At 34.1% G+C, this 22,689-nt stretch carries 26 protein-coding genes; all 26 read right to left on the bottom strand.

The genetic code is table 11. The features are described from left to right. Positions 1-3: 3 nt before the first annotated feature. Entirely contained in the window at positions 4-1,053 is a 1,050-nt protein-coding gene (ispG, locus tag HALSAC_RS0101180; protein WP_027338733.1) for a flavodoxin-dependent (E)-4-hydroxy-3-methylbut-2-enyl-diphosphate synthase, read from the bottom strand. Positions 1,054-1,066: 13 nt separating this feature from the next. Beyond that, positions 1,067-1,618, bottom strand: a complete 552-nt coding sequence (locus HALSAC_RS0101175; RefSeq protein ID WP_035571033.1) for an HD domain-containing protein — start codon at positions 1,616-1,618, stop codon at positions 1,067-1,069. Positions 1,619-1,631: 13 nt separating this feature from the next. After that, a complete protein-coding gene (locus HALSAC_RS0101170) occupies positions 1,632-2,048 on the bottom strand; it encodes a hypothetical protein (RefSeq protein WP_027338731.1) in 417 nt (138 codons plus the stop codon). A gap of 290 nt (positions 2,049-2,338) precedes the next feature. Then, positions 2,339-3,412 carry an RIP metalloprotease RseP gene (gene rseP / locus HALSAC_RS0101165; RefSeq protein ID WP_027338730.1) on the bottom strand — a complete coding sequence of 358 codons (1,074 nt, stop codon included), beginning with the start codon at positions 3,410-3,412 and terminating at the stop codon, positions 2,339-2,341. Beyond that, complete coding sequence (locus tag HALSAC_RS0101160) at positions 3,406-4,563, bottom strand: 1-deoxy-D-xylulose-5-phosphate reductoisomerase (RefSeq protein ID WP_027338729.1); 1,158 nt, start codon at positions 4,561-4,563, stop codon at positions 3,406-3,408. The genes rseP and HALSAC_RS0101160 overlap by 7 nt, the downstream gene beginning before the upstream one ends. A 227-nt stretch (positions 4,564-4,790) precedes the next feature. After that, complete coding sequence (ytvI, locus tag HALSAC_RS0101155) at positions 4,791-5,846, bottom strand: sporulation integral membrane protein YtvI (RefSeq protein ID WP_027338728.1); 1,056 nt, start codon at positions 5,844-5,846, stop codon at positions 4,791-4,793. A 13-nt stretch (positions 5,847-5,859) separates the two neighbouring features. Next, positions 5,860-6,666, bottom strand: coding sequence for a phosphatidate cytidylyltransferase (locus HALSAC_RS0101150; RefSeq protein WP_027338727.1), 807 nt, complete (start codon positions 6,664-6,666; stop codon positions 5,860-5,862). Then, entirely contained in the window at positions 6,667-7,425 is a 759-nt protein-coding gene (locus tag HALSAC_RS0101145) for an undecaprenyl pyrophosphate synthase (RefSeq protein ID WP_027338726.1), read from the bottom strand. Positions 7,426-7,555: 130 nt separating this feature from the next. Then, a complete protein-coding gene (locus HALSAC_RS0101140; protein ID WP_027338725.1) occupies positions 7,556-7,747 on the bottom strand; it encodes a hypothetical protein in 192 nt (63 codons plus the stop codon). 2 nt (positions 7,748-7,749) lie between these two features. Continuing rightward, the gene (frr, locus tag HALSAC_RS0101135) at positions 7,750-8,307 is read right to left on the bottom strand and encodes a ribosome recycling factor (protein ID WP_027338724.1); all 558 of its coding nucleotides are present in this window, start codon (positions 8,305-8,307) and stop codon (positions 7,750-7,752) included. A 27-nt stretch (positions 8,308-8,334) separates the two neighbouring features. Further along, entirely contained in the window at positions 8,335-9,048 is a 714-nt protein-coding gene (pyrH, locus tag HALSAC_RS0101130; RefSeq protein ID WP_027338723.1) for a UMP kinase, read from the bottom strand. A gap of 116 nt (positions 9,049-9,164) precedes the next feature. Further along, the gene (tsf, locus tag HALSAC_RS0101125) at positions 9,165-10,046 is read right to left on the bottom strand and encodes a translation elongation factor Ts (protein ID WP_027338722.1); all 882 of its coding nucleotides are present in this window, start codon (positions 10,044-10,046) and stop codon (positions 9,165-9,167) included. Positions 10,047-10,136: 90 nt separating this feature from the next. Continuing rightward, positions 10,137-10,871 (bottom strand): 30S ribosomal protein S2, encoded by a 735-nt coding sequence (gene rpsB, locus HALSAC_RS0101120; protein WP_027338721.1) that lies wholly within the window; start codon positions 10,869-10,871, stop codon positions 10,137-10,139. Between the two features lie 386 nt (positions 10,872-11,257). After that, on the bottom strand, positions 11,258-11,830 hold the full coding sequence (locus HALSAC_RS0101115; RefSeq protein ID WP_027338720.1) for an MltG/YceG/YrrL family protein: 573 nt from the start codon (positions 11,828-11,830) through the stop codon (positions 11,258-11,260). Then, a complete protein-coding gene (locus HALSAC_RS0101110) occupies positions 11,830-12,339 on the bottom strand; it encodes a DUF6115 domain-containing protein (protein ID WP_027338719.1) in 510 nt (169 codons plus the stop codon). The genes HALSAC_RS0101115 and HALSAC_RS0101110 overlap by 1 nt, the downstream gene beginning before the upstream one ends. 15 nt (positions 12,340-12,354) lie before the next feature. Next, positions 12,355-12,663 carry a hypothetical protein gene (locus tag HALSAC_RS0101105; RefSeq protein ID WP_027338718.1) on the bottom strand — a complete coding sequence of 103 codons (309 nt, stop codon included), beginning with the start codon at positions 12,661-12,663 and terminating at the stop codon, positions 12,355-12,357. A gap of 13 nt (positions 12,664-12,676) precedes the next feature. Further along, positions 12,677-14,488: a FapA family protein gene (locus tag HALSAC_RS0101100; protein WP_027338717.1), complete on the bottom strand. Its 1,812-nt coding sequence runs from the start codon at positions 14,486-14,488 to the stop codon at positions 12,677-12,679. 85 nt (positions 14,489-14,573) lie between these two features. Further along, on the bottom strand, positions 14,574-15,353 hold the full coding sequence (locus HALSAC_RS0101095; RefSeq protein WP_027338716.1) for a FliA/WhiG family RNA polymerase sigma factor: 780 nt from the start codon (positions 15,351-15,353) through the stop codon (positions 14,574-14,576). A 13-nt stretch (positions 15,354-15,366) separates the two neighbouring features. Continuing rightward, complete coding sequence (locus HALSAC_RS0101090) at positions 15,367-15,723, bottom strand: hypothetical protein (protein ID WP_211231276.1); 357 nt, start codon at positions 15,721-15,723, stop codon at positions 15,367-15,369. Positions 15,724-15,949: 226 nt separating this feature from the next. Beyond that, on the bottom strand, positions 15,950-16,435 hold the full coding sequence (locus tag HALSAC_RS0101085; RefSeq protein ID WP_027338714.1) for a chemotaxis protein CheD: 486 nt from the start codon (positions 16,433-16,435) through the stop codon (positions 15,950-15,952). After that, a complete protein-coding gene (locus HALSAC_RS0101080) occupies positions 16,428-17,069 on the bottom strand; it encodes a chemotaxis protein CheC (RefSeq protein ID WP_035571030.1) in 642 nt (213 codons plus the stop codon). Before HALSAC_RS0101080 ends, HALSAC_RS0101085 begins: the two co-directional genes overlap by 8 nt. Positions 17,070-17,180: 111 nt before the next feature. Continuing rightward, positions 17,181-17,879: a flagellar brake protein gene (locus HALSAC_RS0101075; protein WP_027338712.1), complete on the bottom strand. Its 699-nt coding sequence runs from the start codon at positions 17,877-17,879 to the stop codon at positions 17,181-17,183. A gap of 26 nt (positions 17,880-17,905) precedes the next feature. Beyond that, positions 17,906-18,625, bottom strand: coding sequence for a flagellar brake protein (locus tag HALSAC_RS0101070; RefSeq protein WP_027338711.1), 720 nt, complete (start codon positions 18,623-18,625; stop codon positions 17,906-17,908). 12 nt (positions 18,626-18,637) lie between these two features. Then, positions 18,638-19,531 (bottom strand): MinD/ParA family protein, encoded by an 894-nt coding sequence (locus HALSAC_RS0101065; protein ID WP_027338710.1) that lies wholly within the window; start codon positions 19,529-19,531, stop codon positions 18,638-18,640. Beyond that, a complete protein-coding gene (gene flhF, locus HALSAC_RS0101060) occupies positions 19,528-20,613 on the bottom strand; it encodes a flagellar biosynthesis GTPase FlhF (RefSeq protein ID WP_027338709.1) in 1,086 nt (361 codons plus the stop codon). The genes HALSAC_RS0101065 and flhF overlap by 4 nt, the downstream gene beginning before the upstream one ends. Beyond that, on the bottom strand, positions 20,614-22,689 hold the full coding sequence (flhA, locus tag HALSAC_RS0101055; protein WP_027338708.1) for a flagellar biosynthesis protein FlhA: 2,076 nt from the start codon (positions 22,687-22,689) through the stop codon (positions 20,614-20,616).

The following is a 22,689-nucleotide window of genomic DNA, read 5'->3' as shown; positions in this document are numbered from 1 at the left end:
AAACTAAAACTTCTCTATCTCGTTTAATAACTCTTCTACTAAATTTTCGCCGGCTACTTTTTTGAGAATCTCACCTTTTTTGAATAAAAGACCCATATTCTTACCACCAGCAATTCCTAAGTCAGCCTCCCTAGCTTCACCAGGGCCATTTACCACACAACCCATAATAGCTACCTCTATATCTTTATCTAAATCAACAATCTTAGCTTCAACTCGATTAGCTACACTCACTAAGTCAATCTCGCATCTTCCACAGGTAGGACAAGAAATGATTTCTACTCCACCCTTCCTTAGACCTAATGACTTAAGTATCTCCTTAGCAACATAAATCTCTTCAACTGGATCACCTGTTAAAGAAACTCTAATTGTATCACCTAGACCTTGGGCCAAAATTGCTCCTATCCCAACTGCTGATTTGATAGTCCCAGACTTAAGAGTTCCTGCTTCAGTTATGCCTACATGTAATGGGTAATCAATCTTCTTGCTAATCAACTTATAAGCTTTTAAAGTAGTAGAGACTTTAGATGCTTTTAGAGAAATGATTATATCCTTAAAATCAAACTTCTCTAAAAGATTGATATGACGTAAAGCACTCTCTACCATAGCTTCTGCACTAGGGTGTCCATACTTCTCTAACAATTCTCTTTCCAAAGAACCTGCATTAACCCCCACCCTAATAGGAACCCCTTTTTCTAAAGCTTTCTGGGCCACTACCTTTACTTTTTGATCACTCCCTATGTTACCAGGGTTTATTCTCAAACCATCTATTCCCCTATCTAAAACCTCTAAAGCCAAACGATAATCAAAATGAATATCAGCAATCAAAGGAATGTCTATTCCTTTTTTGATTTGATCAACTTTATAAGCAGCTTTCATATCAGGTATTGCTACTCTTACCAACTCACATCCAACCTCTTCTAGACTTTTAATCTGTTCTATAGTCTCTTCTATATTTCTAGTATCTGTATTTGTCATAGATTGAATAGAAATAGGTGATTCTCCACCTATCTTTACATCACCCATCTCTACACTCTTAGTCCATCTTCTCTTCATTATCACTAATCACCTACTTTTGATTACATTCTTCACAATCATCTTTGCACCCTTGCAATTGTTGGCAAACTAACATATCTAAACGCCTTACCCTTTGTAGAGCTTTACTAAAAGATATCTCTACATTATGGTGAGCCCCACCAGCTTGTTTATCCATATCATCTGCATCAGAGGTCAATTCCTGTAAAGGGGTTAATTTAACATTCTTACTAACTGGACTTGAATGGCTATGAAATAAAATAGCTAAAGCTATCTCTCGAGCCTTGCCAAAATTTTCACCCTTAAGAATCAATAATTCATGGGCTCTTTCAGCACCTTTAATTGTATGAATATCAAAGTCATTATAAGACTTATAGTCCCATTCACCTTGACTTTCCCAATTAGTATGTCCTATGTCATGCAAAAGACCAGCCTTTGTAGCCAGGTCTGGACAGACATTTCTCTTTATAGCTAATTCAAAAGCATTCTCAGCAGTGGTTACAGCATGATTATATCCAGCCTTAGGAAGGTGTTTTTTGGCTACACTATCAGTTAATATAGTCTCTAAAGTTACATATTCATCCAAGCTAATTCACCCCCTATCTACCCGCGCATTCATCACATAACCCATCATTTCTCTTCACCTGAGCTTGGGCTTCCTTTCCACAACGCCTACAATCTGTACCTATTAACTCAAAACAACTCTCACAAAAACTATGTTTCTTAACAAACTTAGGGTCAGGCCTCCCACAAGCTTTACAGGTGCAACCTTTACAATAACCCTTGTTTTCTTGCACCTGTTTTGGAGCAACCTTTCCACATCCTTTACAGGAATATACACCATCCTTCTTCTTCTTTAACTCTTCTACACAATTTTCACATAAGTTTTCATGCTTTAAAATTCTAACTTCTGTAGCTAGAGTACCACAACGCTGACAATACCTCTCTGCCTTTCTCCCGCTAACCTTATTAGGATCTAACCACTTGCTTCCTTTTCTCTTCTTTTGTTTTGCCATCATTATCACCCCTAATAAATTCAGAGGATAGAGTACAAGGGATAAGGGACTAGTTAAAACCATAAAAGCAAAGTTATTTTGCTTCTTGAACTTAAGCTTTTTATCCTCTAACACCTATACTCTATGCTCCCTACTATATTATATATTACTTATTCTTCCTACTCTATTATCTATTAATTCCAGTTTTTAAAGACCAAAAAACTCTTCGTGGGCAGAGCTACCATTTCTTTTTTTAACTCGATACTGCTTTTGCTGCCCCTCTATCCCTTATCCCTTGCTCCTAACTGCTCTTAAATAATCCCTCTTATATCATTAACCATAATTACTACAAATAAAACCATTAATAATACAAATCCTACCAAGTGTACCATACCTTCCTTCTCAGGATCAACCGGTTTTCCACTTATAGCTTCATACCCTAAAAAGACTAAGCGACCACCATCTAAAGCTGGAATAGGAAGCAAATTCATAATTCCTAAATTAATACTGATCAAGGCCGAAAACTCAAATAATCTTATAATACCTGATCTAGCTGCATCACCTATAAACTGAGCGATTCTAACAGGACCACTTAAATCACCTGCAATTTGGCCCGTTAGCATCCCCCATAAACCAATTATAATACCATATATCATCATTCCAGTTTGTTCAATTCCAAGCCATATAGCTTTAAAAACATTGACATCTTCTCTATTCAAAACTGGAATTATACCAATAACACCCCTATCTTGATTTTGATCAAACTCTGGAACTACTGTCGTATCAAAGGCTTGCTCTCCTCTTTGAACCTTAAATTCAAGTTCCTCACCAACATTCTCTCCAATGATTGCCGATAATTGATCCCAATTCTCCACACTTTCTCCATTAATGGCCAAAACTTTATCTCCATCCCTTAACCCAGCTCTATAAGCAGGACCTTCAGGCATAACTTGACCAAGCAATGATGTTGGTGACGTTGAAGTAGGAACGCCAAAGATGATAAATATAAGAGAGAATAAAAGAGCTGCTAAGAAAAAATTCATCAAAGGGCCCATTATAATAACCCAAAACCTCTCCCAGACACTCTTTTGGAATAAACACTTCTGCTTATCCAGAGCCTCCTTATAAGCTTTAATGTCTTCACTATCTGCCTCTTCATTATCAATAGGCATCTCTCCAGTCATAGCACAAAAACCACCTAAAGGAAAAGCTCTAATAGAGTATAACGTTTCACCATACCTTTTCCAAATTAATTTAGGCCCCATACCGATGGCAAACTCTTCAACTTGAACACCAACCTTCTTAGCTATCATAAAATGACCTAATTCATGGAAAAAGACCAATATACCCAAAACAACTATAAAAGAGATAATAGTAACTAACAAAGTTTTTCACCCTCTCTCTTAGCCTGTTCTCTAGCCCATCTATCTGCTTCTAATATTTGGTCTAAACTAGGACTATCAACTAAATGATGAACAGACATTACTTTACTAATAACTCGAGGAATATCAAGAAACTTTATCCCCCCATTTAAAAACATATCGACAGCAATTTCATTTCCAGCGTTTAAAACCGCTGGCATAGTCCCCCCAATTCTTCCAGCTTCATAAGCATATTCTAAACAAGGAAAAAGGTCTCGTTTTGGTTCTTCAAAGGTCAATCTTGCTACCTTTGCCAAGTCTAAACTATCCAAGGAGTTCTCTACTCTATCTGGATATGTTAAAGCATACTGTATTGGAACTCGCATATCAGGTAACCCTAATTCTGCTAATACAGAGCTATCATTAAATTCAACTAAAGAGTGTACTATACTCTGAGGATGTACAACTACATCAATTCTATCGTAATCTATATCAAATAACCACCTTGCTTCGATAACCTCTAAACCTTTATTCATTAATGTGGCAGAATCTATGGTAATCTTTCCTCCCATATCCCAATTAGGATGATTCAAAGCTTCTTTTACAGTAACTTTCTTTAAGTCATCTTTACTCCACTCTCTAAAAGGTCCACCCGAAGCTGTTAAGATAATCCTTTTCACATCTCTATCTCTTTCTCCTCTAAGCGCTTGAAAGATAGCATTATGTTCACTATCTATAGGCAGTATCTTAACTCCCTTTTTCTTAGCTTCTTTAGTTACAATTGCCCCTGCTGTAACTAATGTTTCTTTATTGGCTAGACCTATATCATTACCCGCTCTAATAGCTTCTAAAGTAGGTCTTACACCAATAGAACCTACTAAAGAATTTATTACCATATCAACCTCTTCTAAAGTAGCGACTTTGATTAGACCATCTAACCCACTTAGTATTCGGGTCTCTGAATGCTTCAACTTGTATTTTAACTCATTTATTAACTCCCCATTCATCAAAACTCCATATTTAGGTTTAAATTTATTAATCTGATCTGCTAAAAGATCAATACTACTATTTGCTGTTAAAGCAACTACACTAATCTCTCCACCAAGCTCCTCAACAACCTCTAAAGTTTGTGTCCCTATTGATCCTGTAGAGCCTAATATACTAATCTTTTTCATTATATACCTCCTGCCATAATTACCGAAAATTCTCTATTTTGTACTAAAATTAGGAACAAGGAATCTGAAATCAGTAAAATTACAAAGCCAAAAAATCTTAAAATATTTATCTACATTTTTTTACATTTATCTGCTTTCGAGTTTTAAGGTTTTGTTTTACTGATTCCCTATTCCAGATTCTTGATTCCTAGTAATAAAGCTATGCTTTATTACCACATAAACACAACTTATATAACAAATGAAATTATTCCAGATTGAAAGACCGCTTTAACCACTATCAAAATTAGCGGGCCAAGAATAAAACCCATAATCCCAAAGATTTGTACACCTACATATATAGCCACTAAACTAGCTAAAGGGTGTACACCAATATTATTACCAATAATCTTAGCCTCTGCAGACTGTCTTATTAGAGTAATTACTATATAAATAACTAAAAGGGATACTCCTAAGCTAAGATCACCAAAAATCAGATTATATAATATCCAAGGAGTAAAAATAAGACCAGGTCCAATAACTGGAATTAAATCTAAAACCCCACAAAGAATCCCGACTACTATTGCATATTCACTCCTTATAATCAAAAGACCAATTATAGCTATTATCATCGTTATAGTAATCAATATAATCTGAGCTCTTAAAAAACCAACAATATCATCAAACATCTCCATCTGCATCTTTTTAATTCTTAACCTTAATTCTTGTGGTAAAGGCTTTAAAAATGCATCCATTATAACTTCTTTATCTTTACTAATAAAGAAAGTTGATATTAAGCTAATAAATAATATAGTAATAATCCTTGGGAACTTTTTAGCACCCTCCAATAAAGAAATAAAAGTAGCTTCAATAAACAATCGTCCACTTTTATATAATTGTTGTAAGTTATTACCTATTGTACCACTTAGCCTCTCCGAGATCTCTAACTCTTGAAATATAAAACCTATATTTTCATTCTGATCTAAAAACCACCCTATCCTTTTGCCAATACTATGATAATCAGGCAAATTAACGGCAAGCCTTTCTAACTCAATAAAGATTCTAGACAAAGCTATTGTAAAAATCAAAATTATTAAAAAAAGAATAAGAAGTAATATAATAGCTACCGAAAGACCACGCGAAAACTGACCTTCTTCTTCTAAAAACTTAACAACTGGTTCAATTAAACTAGCAAGAATTACTGCAATAATAAAGGGAATAATGTAGCCTAGAATATAATTTAAAAAAATAAAACTCAAAAAAAACGCCAAAAGACCTCCTAAACCTAACTTCTGAATTCTCCTCATTACCACCTCTCCATTACTTGAAAATTATAAACTGAATATAATAATAAGCAATAGGTAAAGCAAATAAGAGGCTATCTATCCTATCTAAAATTCCACCATGACCAGGTATTATATCACCTGAATCTTTTATCTGAGCATCCCTTTTGAATATAGACTCACAAAGGTCACCTAATTGTCCAAAGACTCCAATTAAAACTCCTAGTATAATTCCATGCCAATAATCAAATCCCAAATAGGTAATTATTGCTGTTGTAACTAAAAGGCCTGCAGCTAAACCACCTAAAGATCCTTCTATTGTCTTCTTAGGACTTATCTTAGGGGCCAAAGGCCTTTTACCAAAGTTCATACCTGTAAAATAAGCACCTGTATCATTGGCCCAGGTAGCTAAAATTGGTAACCAAAGCAAGATAGAACCAAATTGTCTTTGATGCTGCAAATTAAATAATCTAAGTAAATAACTAAATAGTCCTCCTACATATAAGACACCAAAGATAGTAATTGCCGTAGTTAATATAGGAGAATCATCCTTAGATATAAGAACCTGTTTTAATTGTACAATTAAAACAGCCATAAATAAAAAGTGATAAATAACCTCTAGACTACTATTTAAATATGTTAATAAAAGAAGAATTAGACCTAGAAGAATAGCTAAAAATCTATTAGCATTTACGCCTTTTCCTTCTGTAAACTTAAAATACTCCCCTATACCTAAATAAACAACTCCCATATTTAGTAATAAAAAAGCTAATCCACCAATTCGAAAAATAATTATCAATAAAGGAATTCCTACTACTGCACTTAAAACTCTCTTGACTAACATCTATTCACCACCACTCCCTTTAAGGCCACCAAAACGGCGTTCTCTTTGCTGAAATTCATAGACTGCACTTAATAATTCATTTTTTTTAAAGTTGGGCCAATAAACATCAGAGAAGTAAACTTCAGAATAAGCCAATTGCCATAATAGAAAATTACTAATCCTCTTCTCCCCACCTGGTCTAATTAAAAGATCAGGATCTGGTTGGTCTTTAGTATATAAACTACCCCCTATTAAGTCTTCATCAACATCTGTTAAGTCAAGCTCTCCATCTAACAACTTCTGAGCAATTTCCTTGACGACATTAACTAATTCAAAACGACCACCATAATCCAAAGCAACATTGACAACTATTCTACTATTACCCTTAGTTACATCCATAACTTCTTCTACTCTTTTTTTAACTGCAGAAGGGAGCCTATTTTTATTACCTATAATATTCACTTTAACCCCTTCTCTATTAAAATGTTCAACCTCTTCTAAAAATACTTTTTCAAAGAGATCCATCAAAAAATCAACTTCCTTTTCTGGTCGCTTCCAATTCTCTGTAGAGAAAGCATATGTAGTTATATATTCAACACCCAATTGAGTTGCAACCCTTATAAATTCCTTTAATCTAGCTACACCTTTTTGGTGACCAGCAGTCCTAGGCAACCCTCTTGTTTTAGCCCAACGTCCATTCCCATCCATAATAACTGCTATATGCCTTGGTATTGGCCCTTCCTTTATCTTATCTATATCCAAAGCAGCTCTATTATTAATATTACCTTTATTAAAACTTATCAATCCTAATGCTTTCTTTATAATACTCACGCCATTAATCCTCCTAATTTATAAAATAACCCCCTCATTAAAGAGAGGGGGGTTATAATTGGGGCAGATACCAATACACCTACCTATAATCTTCATGGCCTACTATAAGCTCTACAAGAGTATCATCAATCTTTCTTTGACCAATAACCCTTAATTGGCCCAAACCAACCAACTGCTTAGGCGGTCTACTATACCTGAATTGAACCTGATAATTGCTTTTTTCTAAAATCTCTTTAGCAGTATTATACTCTAATGCCACTAAATTATTCATAGCTATACTTCCATTATATCCGCTATCTTCTTCTCAAGCAGTTCATCTATCTTAGCTATATACTGATCAGTAATATCTTGAATATTATCTAAACCTCTTCGATAGTTATCTTCAGATATATCTCCATCCTTTTCAAAAGCTTCTAGTTCACTATTAGCTTGACGACGAATACTCCTAATAGCAATCTTACCTTCTTCTGCTTTTTTATTAACTACCTTAGCTAAGTCTTTTCTTCTCTCTTCAGTTAATTGTGGTATATTAATTCTGATTACATCACCATCATTGTTAGGATTTAATCCTAAATCAGACTTTAAAATTGCCTTTTCAATATCATCAATTACACTTTTATCAAAAGGGCTAACCAATAATTGTCTTGGTTCAGGAGCAGATACCTTAGCCATTTGATTAATAGGTGTTAAAGCACCATAATATTCAGCTTTGACACTATCAAGCAAAGAAGCTTTGGCCCTACCAGTTTGCACTTTAGCAAACTCATTTTTAGTCTTTTCAATCACATTATCCATCTCTTTTTTAGTATTACTTGCAACTTCCTTAATCATCTTATATCCTCCTTTTATGTAAAAAATCTATTTGACATAAGTTCCAATCTCTTCACCTAATACAACACGTTTAATATTCCCCATTTCTCTCATTCCAAATACTATTAAAGGAATCTTGTTATCCATACATAATGATACTGCAGTAGAATCCATAACGCCTAAACCTTTATTTAAAAGATCAATATAATCAAGTTCCTTAAGCTTAACTGCATTTGGATTTTCAACTGGGTCAGAATCATAAACCCCATCTACATTTTTAGCCATTAAGATAGCATCAGCATTAATTTCTGCTGCTCTTAAAGCGGCAGTTGTATCAGTAGAGAAGAATGGGTTTCCTGTACCAGCAGCAAAAATAACAATTCTCCCCTTCTCTAAGTGACGCATAGCTCTCCTTCTAATATAAGGTTCAGCAATCTGTCTCATTTCAATAGCAGTTTGTACTCGAGTATCAATATCTAACTTCTCTAAAGCATCCTGCAAGGCCAACGAATTCATAACAGTTGCTAACATCCCCATATAATCAGCAGTTCCTCTATCCATCCCCTTAGCGCTTCCAGCAATACCTCTAAAGATATTTCCTCCTCCAACGACAATAGCTATCTCCACACCAGTCTCTGATACACCCTTTATCTCCTCAGCTATAGAACTTATAAACTGCGGATCTATACCATAATCTTGATTCCCTGCAAGTGCAGCACCACTTAACTTTATAATTACCCTTGAGAACTTTTTTCTTGCCACTTAACTCAACTCCCATTACTTATTTTATATTTCTATAATATATCCTAAATTCCTCTTTATAATTAGAAAATATTACTTCAAAAAAAGAGAACACACCAGTGTCCTCTTTTTTATCTTTACTTGTTGACTTCGCTCATTACTTCTTTAGCGAAATCTTCTTCTTCAACTTCGATTCCTTCTCCAACTTCATAACGTACGAAGGCTTTAAGTTGAGCTTCTTTCTCTTCAAGCAATTCTCCAACAGTCATATCAGTATCTCTAACATATTCTTGTTCAATAAGGCAGTTTAAAGAATAGAACTTATCAATTCTACCTTCAACAATCTTTTCAACAATATGCTCAGGCTTACCTTCACCTAAAGCTTGGTTTTTAAGTACTTCTTTCTCTTTTTCAATATCTTCACTTGGTACTTCATCTCTATTTAGATATGATGGATTTGCTGCAGCAATATGCATAGCAATATTCTTTGCACTTTCTTCATCTCCACCTTCAAGTAGAGTCAATACACCAATATTCCCTCCCATATGCAAGTATGTACCAAATACATCTCCATCTTCTTTTTCAAAGATTTCAAAACGTCTAAGGGAGATATTCTCACCAATCTTAGCAATAGATTCCTTTAAGTACTCTTGAACCTTCTTCCCTTCACCTAATAAAGGTTGTTCAAGGGCTGATTCAACACTCTCTGGTCTTTGTGATAAGATATGATTAGCAATATTATCAACAACTTCTTTAAAATTGTCATTTTTAGCAACAAAGTCAGTTTCAGAGTTCACCTCTACAACAACAGCTAGATTACCCTCTTCTTTAAATGATACTAGACCTTGAGCAGCAGTTCTTCCAGCTTTCTTTTCAGCAGAAGCTATACCTTTCTCTCTTAAGTATTCAACTGCTTTATCCATATCACCATCTGTCTCTTGTAAAGCTTTTTTACAGTCTAAAATTCCGGCATTAGTCATTCCTCTTAACTTCTTAATATCAGCAGTAGAAATTGCCATCATCAAACCTCCTTTTTTATTAAAGAACTTCCTATTTAAAAAAGGCGCTTCATAAGGACGATTAACATCCTTACTACACGCCCTTTATTATTACTCTACATCATTGCTTTCTTCTTCAACAGCCTCTGCTTCTTCAAGTTGTTCTCCTTGATTAGCTTCTACAACTGCATTAGCAATAACTCCAGTTAGTAATTTAACGGCTCTAATAGCGTCATCATTACCTGGAATTACATAATCAATAAGATCAGGATCACAGTTAGTATCTACAATAGCTACAACTGGGATACCTAACTTTTTAGCTTCAGCTACTGCAATCTCCTCTCTACGAGGATCTGCAACGAATAAAGCATCAGGAACACCATTCATATCTCTAATTCCACCTAAGAAACGTTGTAATTTATTTCTTTCCTTTTCCAAGGTCATTACTTCTTTCTTAGGAAGAACTTCAAATATTCCATCTTCTTCCATCTGCTCTAACTCTTCTAGACGCTTTATACGCTTACGAATTGTTTTGTAGTTAGTTAACATACCACCTAACCATCTTTCATTCACGTAAGGCATTCCACATCTTTCAGCTTCTTGCTTTATAGTATCTTTAGCTTGCTTTTTAGTTCCTACGAACATAATATTCTTACCTTCGCTTGCTAATTCATGAACAAAATTATAAGATTTTTCAGCTAACTTAACTGTTTGTTGTAAGTCAACTATGTAGATACCATTTCTTTCAGTGAATATATACCTATCCATCTTAGGATTCCACCTTTTAGTCTGATGACCAAAGTGAACTCCTGATTCTAATAATTGCTTCATTGTAATTACGCTCATTACTGGCACCTCCTCTCGGTTTTTAATCCTCCACCCCCTTCTTCCCTTCGTAAGACCTCTAAGAGGCACCTTCACGAAAGTCCAAGGGTGTGCGTTTTGGGTGCATATATCTCTCACACCATTAGATAGTATAACACACCTTAATTTTTTTATCAATAGTTATTATAATTTTTTTGCACTAATTTATTAGTTGTTAGCCTCTAGCTATTGGATTTTAGCTAAAGAACCTTAAACCCTACTTTAGCACTGCAGGTTTGGCTAATAGATAGCAACTAGCAGCAAATAGCTAGTTGAACTACAGTACAGCTATATTACTAATAGAAAAACCACCCAAATACTCACAAAGAAGAGTAAGAATCAAGTGGTTAGGATGCCTTGGAAATATTCTATTTTGCTGTCATCTCTAATAATACTCTCAATGGAGAAATACCTTTTTCAAAAATATAGTCCCCCGCCATTATCTTGCTATCTACCCCTAATTTATCTGACAACAAAATAAAATCCATTCTATCTTCTATGAGACCATTCGCATATAAGATGGTAGCAATATCCCTACCTGCAATTCCTTCTGGGATTGTAATAGAGATTTCAAATTCTTTATCACTTTCTAACTCTACCTTCTCTTCTACATTATCATCAACAAAAACCATACCTAATTCTTTAGCTTTATTGATTATAGTTTCTTCTTCTATATTTTTTTCTTCTGCAACTGTTTTATCTTCTTTCTCTTGCTGACCTTCAAAACCTAAGAAAGCTTCTTCTAAGCTCACCCTAGACTCTAAGTTAATACCTCTTCTATACTCTTCACCAGGAAAGGTCATCCCTATGCCTTTGGCCCTCTGTATTATATAATCTTCAGTAATAACCTTCTCTCGACTCTCTTCTCCGTCTTCTGCAATCATAAATAAAGATGTAAATACCATTGTAATTCCTATTATTAATAAGACCTTCTTTCCCATCAGCCTCCCCTCCGCGAGTTAAGCTTACAGATAAGTTCCACTTCACGAGTACCCATATCTAAACTTTTCGCAACTTCAGGTAAGCTTAAGCCATCTTCTAAAAGCTCTTTTATCTTATAATACTCTTCACTTGCTTTATTGCTTTGACTAGATTCTCTACTTTTTTTATTAAAGAGTTTAGTCTCAAAAGAAGATTTCTTCTCTACCTTCTCCTCCAAAGAGTTCAATTTCCTTAATACCTCTTCATTCTTGCGGGCCAACACCCCTAAACTCTTTTTGACCTCAAGAACTTCATCTATAATACCCTGCTTAGAAACCTTCTTGTTAAGCAAACTTGAAAAGTCCTCCTGTTTAACTTCACCTTTATTGATCTCTTTCTTCAAAGCTCTTATCTCTGCTAAAACTTCATTTTCAAAATAATAATCATCTCTATTGTCTTTGGCCCTGAAGGTTAAGATCAGTGATAAAACTATTATAAAAGCACCTGCTACAAATAATAGATACTCCAAATTTATTACCCCCAATTAAACTTTTATATCTATATATACCCCTTTGTCATCCAATTCTAATTTTTCCTCTTCTCGCTCATCATTATCCTCTTTACCATTAGAAGATTCACCTTCACTATTGCCTTCATCCTTCTCTTTAGCAACCTTCTTACCTTCAGATTTTTCTGCATAAATTACTTTATTTTGATTATTTATACTCTTTTTTTGAAAGTCCTGGGCCAATTGATTATGATTAATATCTTCTTTTAAATACCTATTTTGTTCCACTTCGCTAACCTTCAACGATCGTGGGTAAGTAGTCTTAGGCGTAATAGGCTCAGTCAATTATAACACCACCTTATGAATAGGGTTTTGACTTTACATTCTCATCCTTAAGATAATACTGTACATAACTAGCATCCTCACTTACTCTATGAATGCTTGTTCCAATAGTCAATATCGCCCCTGAATAAAGAGTATCTTTGACTTTTATATTACCGTTTTTCCCCTCTTCTAATCTATCAGCCAATTCATTTCTCTCTTGCTTTAGCTCTTCAATCTCTTTTACAATACTAAATCGTTGTCTAATAAGTTGATTTAAAAGTTGTTGCCTCTTTTCTGATAACCTTCCATCCTGCTCTTCTCTCTTCTTCTTTAACATCCTAATATTTTTAATTGCTTGATCAAGCTTATCTTGTTTATCCTTAAATTGTATATCTACCTCTCTAAAGGAATCTCTTAGCTCAGGTGTTACACCTACAGATATTTCAGTTGGAGTAGCCAAATTAGAACCGATAATCTTAGCATCTATCTCTTGGGCTGCTCTAACTTCCCCTCCTACAATCAAGCCCTTACCACTTATAACAACCACCTTACCACCAGCATTTACTGTACTATGCATAATTGCATCTTTTACTACTAAATCACCGTCAGTATCTACTGTAGCATTTTCTATAAACTTAACCTCAACATCACCCTTAGAAGAGACTTTACCTTTATTAGACCCTATCAAACCCTTTTCGATAACAATCTGTCCTTCAGCCTCTAGACAAGCTCCATAAACACTTCCTTTTATTAATATATTACCATTAGCTTTAACTTCCATCCCATCAGTAATATTTCCATTAACTATTACACTACCGCTAAAGTCAACATTACCAGTAGATAGATTAACATCACCATTGACTGTATACACATCAAGAACACTTATCTTACTCTTGTTATAAACTGCTTGACCTTCCATAGCTGCTTTTAAGGTCATCCCATCTTCACTTAGATTCACATTCTCACCTACAGGAATATCTACCTCTTTAACAGGCTTTGGTTCTATATCTTCACCTAGAACATTATTGCCTGATTCACCTTCTTTAGGAAGTATCTTAGTAGCCAGTAAATCATCAGGTTTAACATTGACTATTCTATCTAAGTTACGAAAGTCAGCACTACCATCTTCTAAGAGATTTACCTTTCTTTCATGGCTATCAAGATCAAAATTGAATTTAACTCTCCCATCTTCACCTGGAGTTGGTTCTTCTCCCTTGGCTATTAAAAAAGATTCTAAAGGTTCTTCAGGGTCAAATACCTCTACTAACTCTTCTTTCCTCAAACCAAAGACTACACCCGATTCTTTTATCTTTTCAATTACTTCCTCTAGTTCAAGAGTTTTACCTCCTAGGGGAGGGGTATAATCTAAGTAAGCCTCCATTTTATCTTTACTAACACTAACCTCAATTTTAGCATCACGATCAAGTTCATACTTTCTTTGGGCAATCTTAACCTCTTCACCATCTAAGGTTAAACCTTCACTTAAAGCTTCATAATCAACTTCAACAATCTCTTTGTTATCCAAGACCTCCTCAATCATATCCATCTTAATCTCTCTACCCTTACCTTTAGGTTGTTTAACCAATAAGAATATACCTTTATCTCTTACACTAACCTTAAACTCTCCATCTTCATTAACTATCTTATCCTTAATCTCAAGTGTACATTGATAAACTTTATTTTTACCAATAAGACCTAAAAAACCTTTTTTCTCCTCCAGTAAATCTAAAGTTATATCCTCCTCTTTGAAATCATCATCTACCATCTGCGAAAAAACCTTATAAGCTTGCTTTAAAACATTCTTCTCCTTCTTGCCCTCCACTTTTATCTTTTCAATTCTAGCCATAATTTAATACCTCCTTTCTATATGTTAGATGACAAAAATCAATTTGTTATACCTATTTCATTTGAAATAAACAAGAAGTGAAAATCTATATAATCAATGAATCTTTCTTCCTACCTAAAGATCCCCTTAACCTAAATATAGCTTTAGTATGAAGTTGTGATATTCTTGCAGTGCTTAAATCCATTACCTTTCCTATTTCAGTCAAGGTCAGATCTTCATAGTAATATAAAGCAAGAACCAACTTCTCCTTCTTAGGCAAATTATCTATAGCCTCACCTAAGATTTTTTTCATCTCTTTATAAAGAAATAGTTGATCAGGACCATCCTCCAAATCCTTAATCAACGACTTTAGCTGAACCTCTTTATCACCATAAGGAATAAGTACCTTTTCTAAAGATGTATTTCGAGGTATATTTGCTTCATTTAATAATTTATTGAATGATTGCTTATCTAAACCTAAACTTTTTCTTACCTCTTCATCATTAGGTGTTCTACCTAATTTCATCTCTAAATCTCTATAGACCCTAGACAAGTCCTTAGCCTTCTTCCTTACTCCTTGAGGAACCCAATCCAACCTTCTTAATTCATCATAAATTGCCCCTTTAATTCTTGGTACTGCATAGGTAGAAAACTTAAATCCTTTAGAAGGATCAAATCTATCTATAGCATCTATTAATCCTAAGACACCATAACTTAATAAATCATCAAATTCAAATCTATCACCTAAATTTATCAATAACTTTCCTATAATATGTTTTACAAGTGGGACATAACTCAAAACCAACTCTTCTTTAGCCTTCTTAGAGCCCTCTTCTTTATAACTTTTCCATAAAAGACTTTCCTTCTTATTGTCTTTTTCTTTCACCTAAGGTGCCCCCTCAATTCTCATCATTGATACTATTTTTTATCAACTCTGCCATCTTATTAGGATCCTCATTTATAACCCTATTATTACCATTATTAACCTTAGCAAAGGTCAATGGTTCAATATCTTCCTCTTCACTACCTTTAGCTTTTAAATCATCATTTGCCGCAATCTCTGCTTTAGCATATTTTACTTCTTTATTATTAGAAGAAGTTACACTAGTATCTATAAGTTGACCAATTATACCACCTAATAAAGCAAATACTAATCCTCCTAAGAAAACCCTTTGTAATATAACAACTAAGCTTAAACCTACAAATAATGATATAGTTAAAACCACAACTATAGCTATTAAGGAAAATAAAATCATCAATTTTTTAGATAGCCAGCTCACCATTCACAACTCCTTCTAAATTAAAATAACCACCTCTTAAAACTAGTTATGATCTATCAACCTACTAATATTTTTTATACCCCTTTAGTTAAGCGCATTGAAGGTGTTAATTATAATTTTCATTCTATATATTATTAATTAACCATTTAATATTAAAATCCCTTCAAGCATTATATATTTTATCATTATTAAAGTATCTTATTTATATTACTATATCATCATACTTGACTGTCTTTATAAGAACATCTCCACTGTTAAGATGTAATTCCATAGTTCTACCGTAATTCTTGCCAACTTCAGAATTGATTAAAGGTATCTTTAAACTCTTTAATATCTCCTTTGTAGCCTCAATATTTCGATCTCCAATCCTTATTCTATTATCTATATTGGAAAAATTAAACATTTGTGCTCCACCAGCCATCTTTGCCTCTAAATTTTTAGTGTTGGCCCCTTTATCTCGTAACTTTTTTATGAGGGTCTCTATTGCTGTATCAGCGTATTTTGCTAATTTAGCGTTCTTTTTTCCCACAGGGAATTCCGGTAGCATTATGTGAGCCATACCACCAACCTTAGAATTAGAATCATATAAAGTTAAGCCTACACAAGACCCTAGCCCAGATGTTATTATTATACCATCATCTCTACCAACCTTAAGATCCGCCATCCTCACACGAATTTTATTAACCATTAATAGAAACACCTAGCCCATCTAGCATAAACTCTAATGATTCTGAATCCGGAATCAAAAAAAACTGCCCACTAATCTCTTCGGCTACATCTCCTAGAACCTCTGTTTCTATTACTAAAGCATAGTCTCCTATGTGGCCTAGTTCCATAAAAGCAACCTGCAATATTGCTCCCGCCATATCATAAGCCAAAGCTGGAACATCTGGCATTATACTTATATCTAAAATTTGAGAAAAAGAATTTAAGTTTGAACCAGTCAATATATTAGCAATTTCCTTTAAAGCTGATTCTTCAATCTCTCCCATCTTCTTTTCGATATCTATTTTTTCTCCAATTAATAATTCTAACAATTGATTGGCACTTTGAGTATCAAGAGTAAATAAAACTCCACCTCCTATATCTCCCTTAGTCCTAACTAAAACAGCTACAATTAAATCTTCTGCCCCTCCCATAATTTCAGGCACCTGATGTATAGGAAGAACATTCACTTGAGGAACCTTCATTCTTATCTTCTTATCCAATATTTCAGAAAGAGATGTAGCAGCATTTCCGGCACCAATACTGGCTACCTCCTTTAAAGCATCTAGTTGTATTGGCCCTATCTTAGCTAGCTTATCATCAATATCTCCAATCATTCTCTTCACCCTCCAATCAATTATCAAGCTTCATTGTCTTGTTCTTAAATTACTTTAGAAAACCTTACAAATCACAAATGTTTAAACTTAATAAATTAACCTATTAAAAAATTACATCAAACCTTTCTGTCTTAAATCTCTTTGTTTAGCAAATACCCATTCAATAATCTCTTCTCTCGACTTATCAGTAATATCAATGAATTTTACTCCTACTATATAACTGCTAAATTGCCCATTATCTTTCTCTACTCCCTGCATCCTAACTATCTCCCCATTAAAAGTATCACAAGAGAGGTTTAACCCTTTAATTTTTAGTTCTAAAAAACCTCCTACTTTAATACCTTTTATATCTTCAACGGACATCATTAATCCTCCGCCACTAATATCAATTCCTTTTCCTTCTTTAAATTCGCTACCTTTATCATTATTTAGTACACACTTACCTATGTTCTGATATTCAACTTCTCTGTAATCTATGTAACCTTTCAAAGAAACTCTAACATATTTTCTTCTTTGTATTCTCTTCTCATCACCATCTTTAGTAACTATTAAACCTGCAATCCCTCTTTTAACCTTCTTAAGTACTTTAACTCGAACTGTGTATATGGCGTTAGAACCTTCTAAAGAAAGTATTAAAGGATTCTTCTTTTTAAGATCAACCTCTTCACCTTCATAGGTGGGTAGGGCCAACTTTATCTTCCCCTTACTAACATCAATAATCTTAGATTTATACTCTCCTTCATTTGGACCAGATTCTACTATTATCTTAATACTTTCATTTACAGTAAATCGAGATTTTTTCTTGTACATGGTCTAGCCCCCCATAACTCTAATCTTTAAAGAAGACCTTTTCTCCTCAATTCTCTTTGCTTAGCAAATAACCACTCCATCAACTTATCCTTATCATTTTCATTACTATGAACAAACTCAACACCAAGACTATACCTCTTTAGATCTTTATTAAAGACCTCACTCACTCTTACAACCTTTCCTAAAATCCTATTTAAATCTACATTAATAGAAGAAAAATCTATCTCAATAACTTCACCTTCAGACAATACTCTATCTTGCATAAAAATCTGCAATCCTGTAGCACTTATATCTTTAATTATTCCTTTGTAATTTACTATATCTTCTTTATCATCTATAGCATCTAGTGTTCTATCACAAGAATCCACCTGCTTAAATTCTATCTCCTGATAGATATCTAACCTAAAGAATTCTCGCTCCTGAACCCTATTTACCTCACCTATTAATTTAAAAACCCATAGGGGGGTGGTGTCTACCTTTTTATTTATTAATTTTACTGGAAGGTCATATAGACCATTTTTATCTCTTACAATAATATTTACTCTACTTCCGTACCCTAAATTTACAGGTAAACCTTCAGAGAATGGAGCATTGACTATAAAAGTCTCCTCATCTAGCAAGTCTACAACTTGAGAAGAATAACTTTCTTCTTTTTCACCAAAACTATATTTTATATCTACTTTCTGATTAATTTCTAATCTTCTTTCAACATTAAACTTTCTAACTTTAGAAAAATTTCTTTTCAAATTTTAAACCTCCTATCTTCTACCAATCCCTAATAAGTTAGAGAAGAATCCCTTTATCCCCTTTGGACTACCATTTTCTACCTCTTGATCTAAAACTTTATTAGCAATAACTCTAATTTCTTTACTTACTCTAGCTTTGGGAAACTCTACCAAAAATGGCCTTCTACTTTTAACTGATTTCACCACAGAATCATCCTTGGGTAGAACACCTAACAAACTTACTTCCAACTCTAAGAAGTCATTAGCTGTAGTAATCAACCTTTTACTCACAATTTCTCCCTCTCTATGATTTTCGACCTGATTGATAAGAAGGTTGATATTAATTCTCTTATCATACCTTGAAATAGTCTTTAAAACGCCATAGGCATCTGTTATAGAAGTTGGCTCTGGTGTAGAAACAAGAATCACCTCATCAGAACCTAAAATAAAATCAACCACATTATTTCCTAACCCTGCTCCTGTATCTACTAAAATTATATCATATTCTTTTCCTATTCTAACAAAAGAGCTTATCAAATTATTTATCTGTATCTGTGATAAATTAGCTAACTCTTGCATTCCCGACCCTCCGGGAATTAAAGCAATTCCATTAGGTCCACTTACAATTATCTCTTCTAAGGACTTTAAACCATTTACAACATGTTTTAAATTATAACTAGGGGTTACACCTAATATGACATCCAAATTTGCCATACCTAAATCAGCATCAAAAATTATAACCCGCTTTCCTTTTTCTTGCAGGGCCAAAGCTAAATTAGCTGTACAATTTGACTTACCAACCCCTCCTTTTCCGCTGGTTATTGTATACAAATGAGCTTTATTTAAATCATCATTATTCTGATTATCTCCCTGGTTATTACTCATGCTCTTTACAAGACTTCTTAATTTATGTGCTTGATCATTCATAGCTCCAACCTCTCTACTATGTTATCAGCCAAAACTTCAACTTTAGGCATATCAATATCCTCTGGTACCCCTTGACCTAAGGTCAAATAAGACAAAGGAAGTTCAGATTTAACTACAGCTTCAAATATCGTTCCATAGGAATCAGTCTCATCAATTTTAGTAACTATAAGCTTATCTAAATTTGCCTCTTTATAAACATCAATAATTTTTAACAAATCAATAGTTTTAGTTGTAGCACTTAAGACCAAGCAAATTTCATCAATACTAGCTTTAGCAAGAAAACCTTTCAATTCAGATATATGAAGTTGATTATTCTGACTCCTGCCTGCTGTATCAACCAAGACCAAATCGTAACCTTTATACTCTTCAATAGCTTGGTTGAGTTCTTGTGGAGTAAAAGCAACCTTAATTGGTAAGTTAATTATCTCACTATAGGTCTTTAATTGATCTACAGCTGCAATTCTATAGGTATCAGCAGTAACAAGTCCGACCTTCTTTCCTTTAAATAGAGAAAAATCTGCTGCTAATTTGGCTAAGGTAGTAGTCTTGCCTACTCCAGTTGGCCCAACAAAGGCTATCACTTTAGTCTTGCCTTCCTCCAACTCAATACCTTTTATACTCCCAAGTTCTCCTATTAATTCATCTCTTAATATCTCTTCAACCTCATCAACATCCAGTTGTGGACTCTTTAAATTTCTAACTATCTTATCAGCAAGATCTCTAGATGTACTACGACTCATACCAACCTCCCAAAGAGCTTCATATAACTTATTAAAACTTGGGTTATTTACCTGAAGTTGATTAGACTTACTCTCCTTTATCTCTCCCATCAAATTATTCATCATCTCTCTCATAACCTTTAATTCACTTTTGAGATTATTATTATTACCATTATTATCTATTTGAGGGCTCTTTTCTTCAACTGTTGCAATAACCTCTACCATAGTTTTAGCAAAAAAACCTAAAAAACCACCTTTTTTAAATTTACGTGTATTAAGTATAATAGCATTTGATCCCAAATCAGACTTAACCTTCAAAATAGTCTCTTGCATATTCTCACCTTGATACTTCTTTACCTTCATCTATATCTTCACCATCCCTACTGTTTGAACATTTAGATAAGATTCTATCTCATTAAAGGATAATACAGTTAAATTAGGGGCTGCCTGTTCAGTTAACCTCTTAAAATGATACCTAATAATAGGTGAAGTAACTACAATCGGATCAATCCCTCTATTCAATACATTATTAACCTCAGCAGATAGATTATTAAATATCTTCTGTACTAGATTAGGATTTAAGGTTATATAAGATCCTCTATCTGTATGCTCTATAGAATTTGAGATCTTCTCCTCCAAATCTGGAGCTAAGGTGATCACATAAATATTATCAGCATCATCCTTAAACTTCTTAGATATCTGTCTTGATAAAGCTTCTTGCCTTACATACTCAGTCAATATATCTGTATCTTGTGTATTTCTTCCTTGGTCAGCTAAAACCTCTAAGATCGATACAAGATCCCTAATTGATATTCCTTCCTTTAATAAATTTTGAAGGACTTTTTGTACTTGACCAATTGTTAAAAGCTCTGGAATCAACTCATTTACTACAGCAGAGTAATCCTCCTTTATATTATCAATCAATTCCTTAACCTCTTGTCTACCTAATAACTCATAGGCATGTGACTTAACCAATTCTGTTAAATGTGTTGCCATTACAGAAGGTGAATCTACGACTGTATAACCAAGTATCTCAGCTCTATCCTTCTCTTTCTCATCAATCCATAAAGCTGGCAATCCAAAGGCTGGCTCCTTAGTCTCTATACCATCTATATCCTCACTAGCCATTCCAGAATCCATAGCCATATACCTATCCACCTTAATCTCATAACTTGCAATCTCAATTCCTTTTAAATTCACCCTATAATGATTAGGTTCTAACTGCATATTATCTCTAATTCTAATAGGAGGTATTACCATCCCTAGTTCTAAAGCACACTGCCTTCTAATCATAGATACACGGTCTAATAGATCCCCTCCTTGTTCAGGAACTACTAAAGGAATTAAGTTATAACCTACTTCGACCTCCATAGGATCAACCTGTAATAATTGAGCTATATTTTCAGGTTCTCTATATTCTTCAACTTCTTCTTCCTCTTCACTAACAGCGATCTCATCTTCAATATCCTGAGCACTTTGGAAGAGGACATAAGAAAACCCTCCTATAAGTAATGATAAAATCAAAAAGGGAGAAGTAGGTAAAGGTGTAAAGACTCCAAGTATAAATAATACACCAGAAACCATAATTAAAGACTTAGGCTGGGCCAACAACTGCTTACTAAAGTCTTGACCAAGGTTACCCTCTGAAGCTGCTCTAGTAACAACAATACCGGTTGCAGTAGATATCAATAGTGCTGGAATCTGACTTACCAACCCATCACCTACTGTTAATAATGTATATGTCTGCATAGCATCACCCATACCCATACCACCTTGAATAACCCCAATAATAAGTCCACCTATAACATTAATTAAAGTAATTATAATACCTGCTATAGCGTCACCCTTAACAAACTTACTAGCTCCATCCATAGCACCATAAAAGTCAGCCTCTTGTCTAATCTCTTCACGCCTCTTTCTTGCTTCTGCTTCAGTCATAAGACCAGAATTCAAATCAGCATCTATACTCATCTGCTTTCCTGGCATAGCATCTAAAGTAAATCGTGCTGCTACTTCAGCAACCCTTTCAGAACCTTTAGTAATAACTATAAATTGAATAGCTACTAATATAACGAATATAACAAATCCAACTACATAATTTCCTCCGACAACAAAGCTACCAAAGGCACTGATTACCCTTCCTGCATCTGCCTCTCCCAAAATCAACCTTGTTGTAGAAACATTCAAGGCTAGCCTAAATAAAGTTGCTATTAAAAGAAGAGAGGGAAAGACAGAAAGTTCTAAAGGATTTATTAAATACATAGATACCAATAAGATAGTTAAACCCAAGCTTATATTTAAGGTTAGTAAAATATCTAATAACGTCTTCGGTAATGGAATTATAAACATTATAACGACCATAATCACAGCCATTGCAAAGATTACGTCTGTATATCTACTTAAACCATCTCTTTCTATTCCCCTTACTGGTGTTGCCAT

The sequence above is a fragment of the Halonatronum saccharophilum DSM 13868 genome, from assembly GCF_000517025.1.
GTDB classification, from domain to species: Bacteria; Bacillota; Halanaerobiia; order Halobacteroidales; family Halobacteroidaceae; genus Halonatronum; species Halonatronum saccharophilum.
The sequence above is the reverse complement of the archived record's forward strand: the minus strand, read 5'-3'. Positions and strand labels throughout refer to the sequence as shown.

What these genes read in the sequence shown, in the direction of transcription:
- HALSAC_RS0101115 (WP_027338720.1), bottom strand. Translation starts at nt 11,830, where the DNA reads ATGGGAAAGAAGGTCTTATTAATAATAGGAATTACAATGGTATTTACA.
- HALSAC_RS0101085 (WP_027338714.1), bottom strand. Translation starts at nt 16,435, where the DNA reads ATGGTTAATAAAATTCGTGTGAGGATGGCGGATCTTAAGGTTGGTAGA.
- frr (WP_027338724.1), bottom strand. Translation starts at nt 8,307, where the DNA reads ATGATTAAGGAAGTTGCAAGTAATACTAAAAAAGAGATGGATAATGTG.
- tsf (WP_027338722.1), bottom strand. Translation starts at nt 10,046, where the DNA reads ATGGCAATTTCTACTGCTGATATTAAGAAGTTAAGAGGAATGACTAAT.
- HALSAC_RS0101170 (WP_027338731.1), bottom strand. Translation starts at nt 2,048, where the DNA reads ATGGCAAAACAAAAGAAGAGAAAAGGAAGCAAGTGGTTAGATCCTAAT.
- flhF (WP_027338709.1), bottom strand. Translation starts at nt 20,613, where the DNA reads ATGAAGGTAAAGAAGTATCAAGGTGAGAATATGCAAGAGACTATTTTG.
- HALSAC_RS0101065 (WP_027338710.1), bottom strand. Translation starts at nt 19,531, where the DNA reads ATGAATGATCAAGCACATAAATTAAGAAGTCTTGTAAAGAGCATGAGT.
- HALSAC_RS0101150 (WP_027338727.1), bottom strand. Translation starts at nt 6,666, where the DNA reads ATGTTAGTCAAGAGAGTTTTAAGTGCAGTAGTAGGAATTCCTTTATTG.
- HALSAC_RS0101160 (WP_027338729.1), bottom strand. Translation starts at nt 4,563, where the DNA reads ATGAAAAAGATTAGTATATTAGGCTCTACAGGATCAATAGGGACACAA.
- flhA (WP_027338708.1), bottom strand. Translation starts at nt 22,689, where the DNA reads ATGGCAACACCAGTAAGGGGAATAGAAAGAGATGGTTTAAGTAGATAT.
- HALSAC_RS0101100 (WP_027338717.1), bottom strand. Translation starts at nt 14,488, where the DNA reads ATGGCTAGAATTGAAAAGATAAAAGTGGAGGGCAAGAAGGAGAAGAAT.
- HALSAC_RS0101075 (WP_027338712.1), bottom strand. Translation starts at nt 17,879, where the DNA reads ATGTACAAGAAAAAATCTCGATTTACTGTAAATGAAAGTATTAAGATA.
- ytvI (WP_027338728.1), bottom strand. Translation starts at nt 5,846, where the DNA reads ATGAGGAGAATTCAGAAGTTAGGTTTAGGAGGTCTTTTGGCGTTTTTT.
- rpsB (WP_027338721.1), bottom strand. Translation starts at nt 10,871, where the DNA reads ATGAGCGTAATTACAATGAAGCAATTATTAGAATCAGGAGTTCACTTT.
- ispG (WP_027338733.1), bottom strand. Translation starts at nt 1,053, where the DNA reads ATGAAGAGAAGATGGACTAAGAGTGTAGAGATGGGTGATGTAAAGATA.
- HALSAC_RS0101090 (WP_211231276.1), bottom strand. Translation starts at nt 15,723, where the DNA reads ATGATTTTATTTTCCTTAATAGCTATAGTTGTGGTTTTAACTATATCA.
- HALSAC_RS0101080 (WP_035571030.1), bottom strand. Translation starts at nt 17,069, where the DNA reads ATGATTGGAGATATTGATGATAAGCTAGCTAAGATAGGGCCAATACAA.
- HALSAC_RS0101140 (WP_027338725.1), bottom strand. Translation starts at nt 7,747, where the DNA reads ATGAATAATTTAGTGGCATTAGAGTATAATACTGCTAAAGAGATTTTA.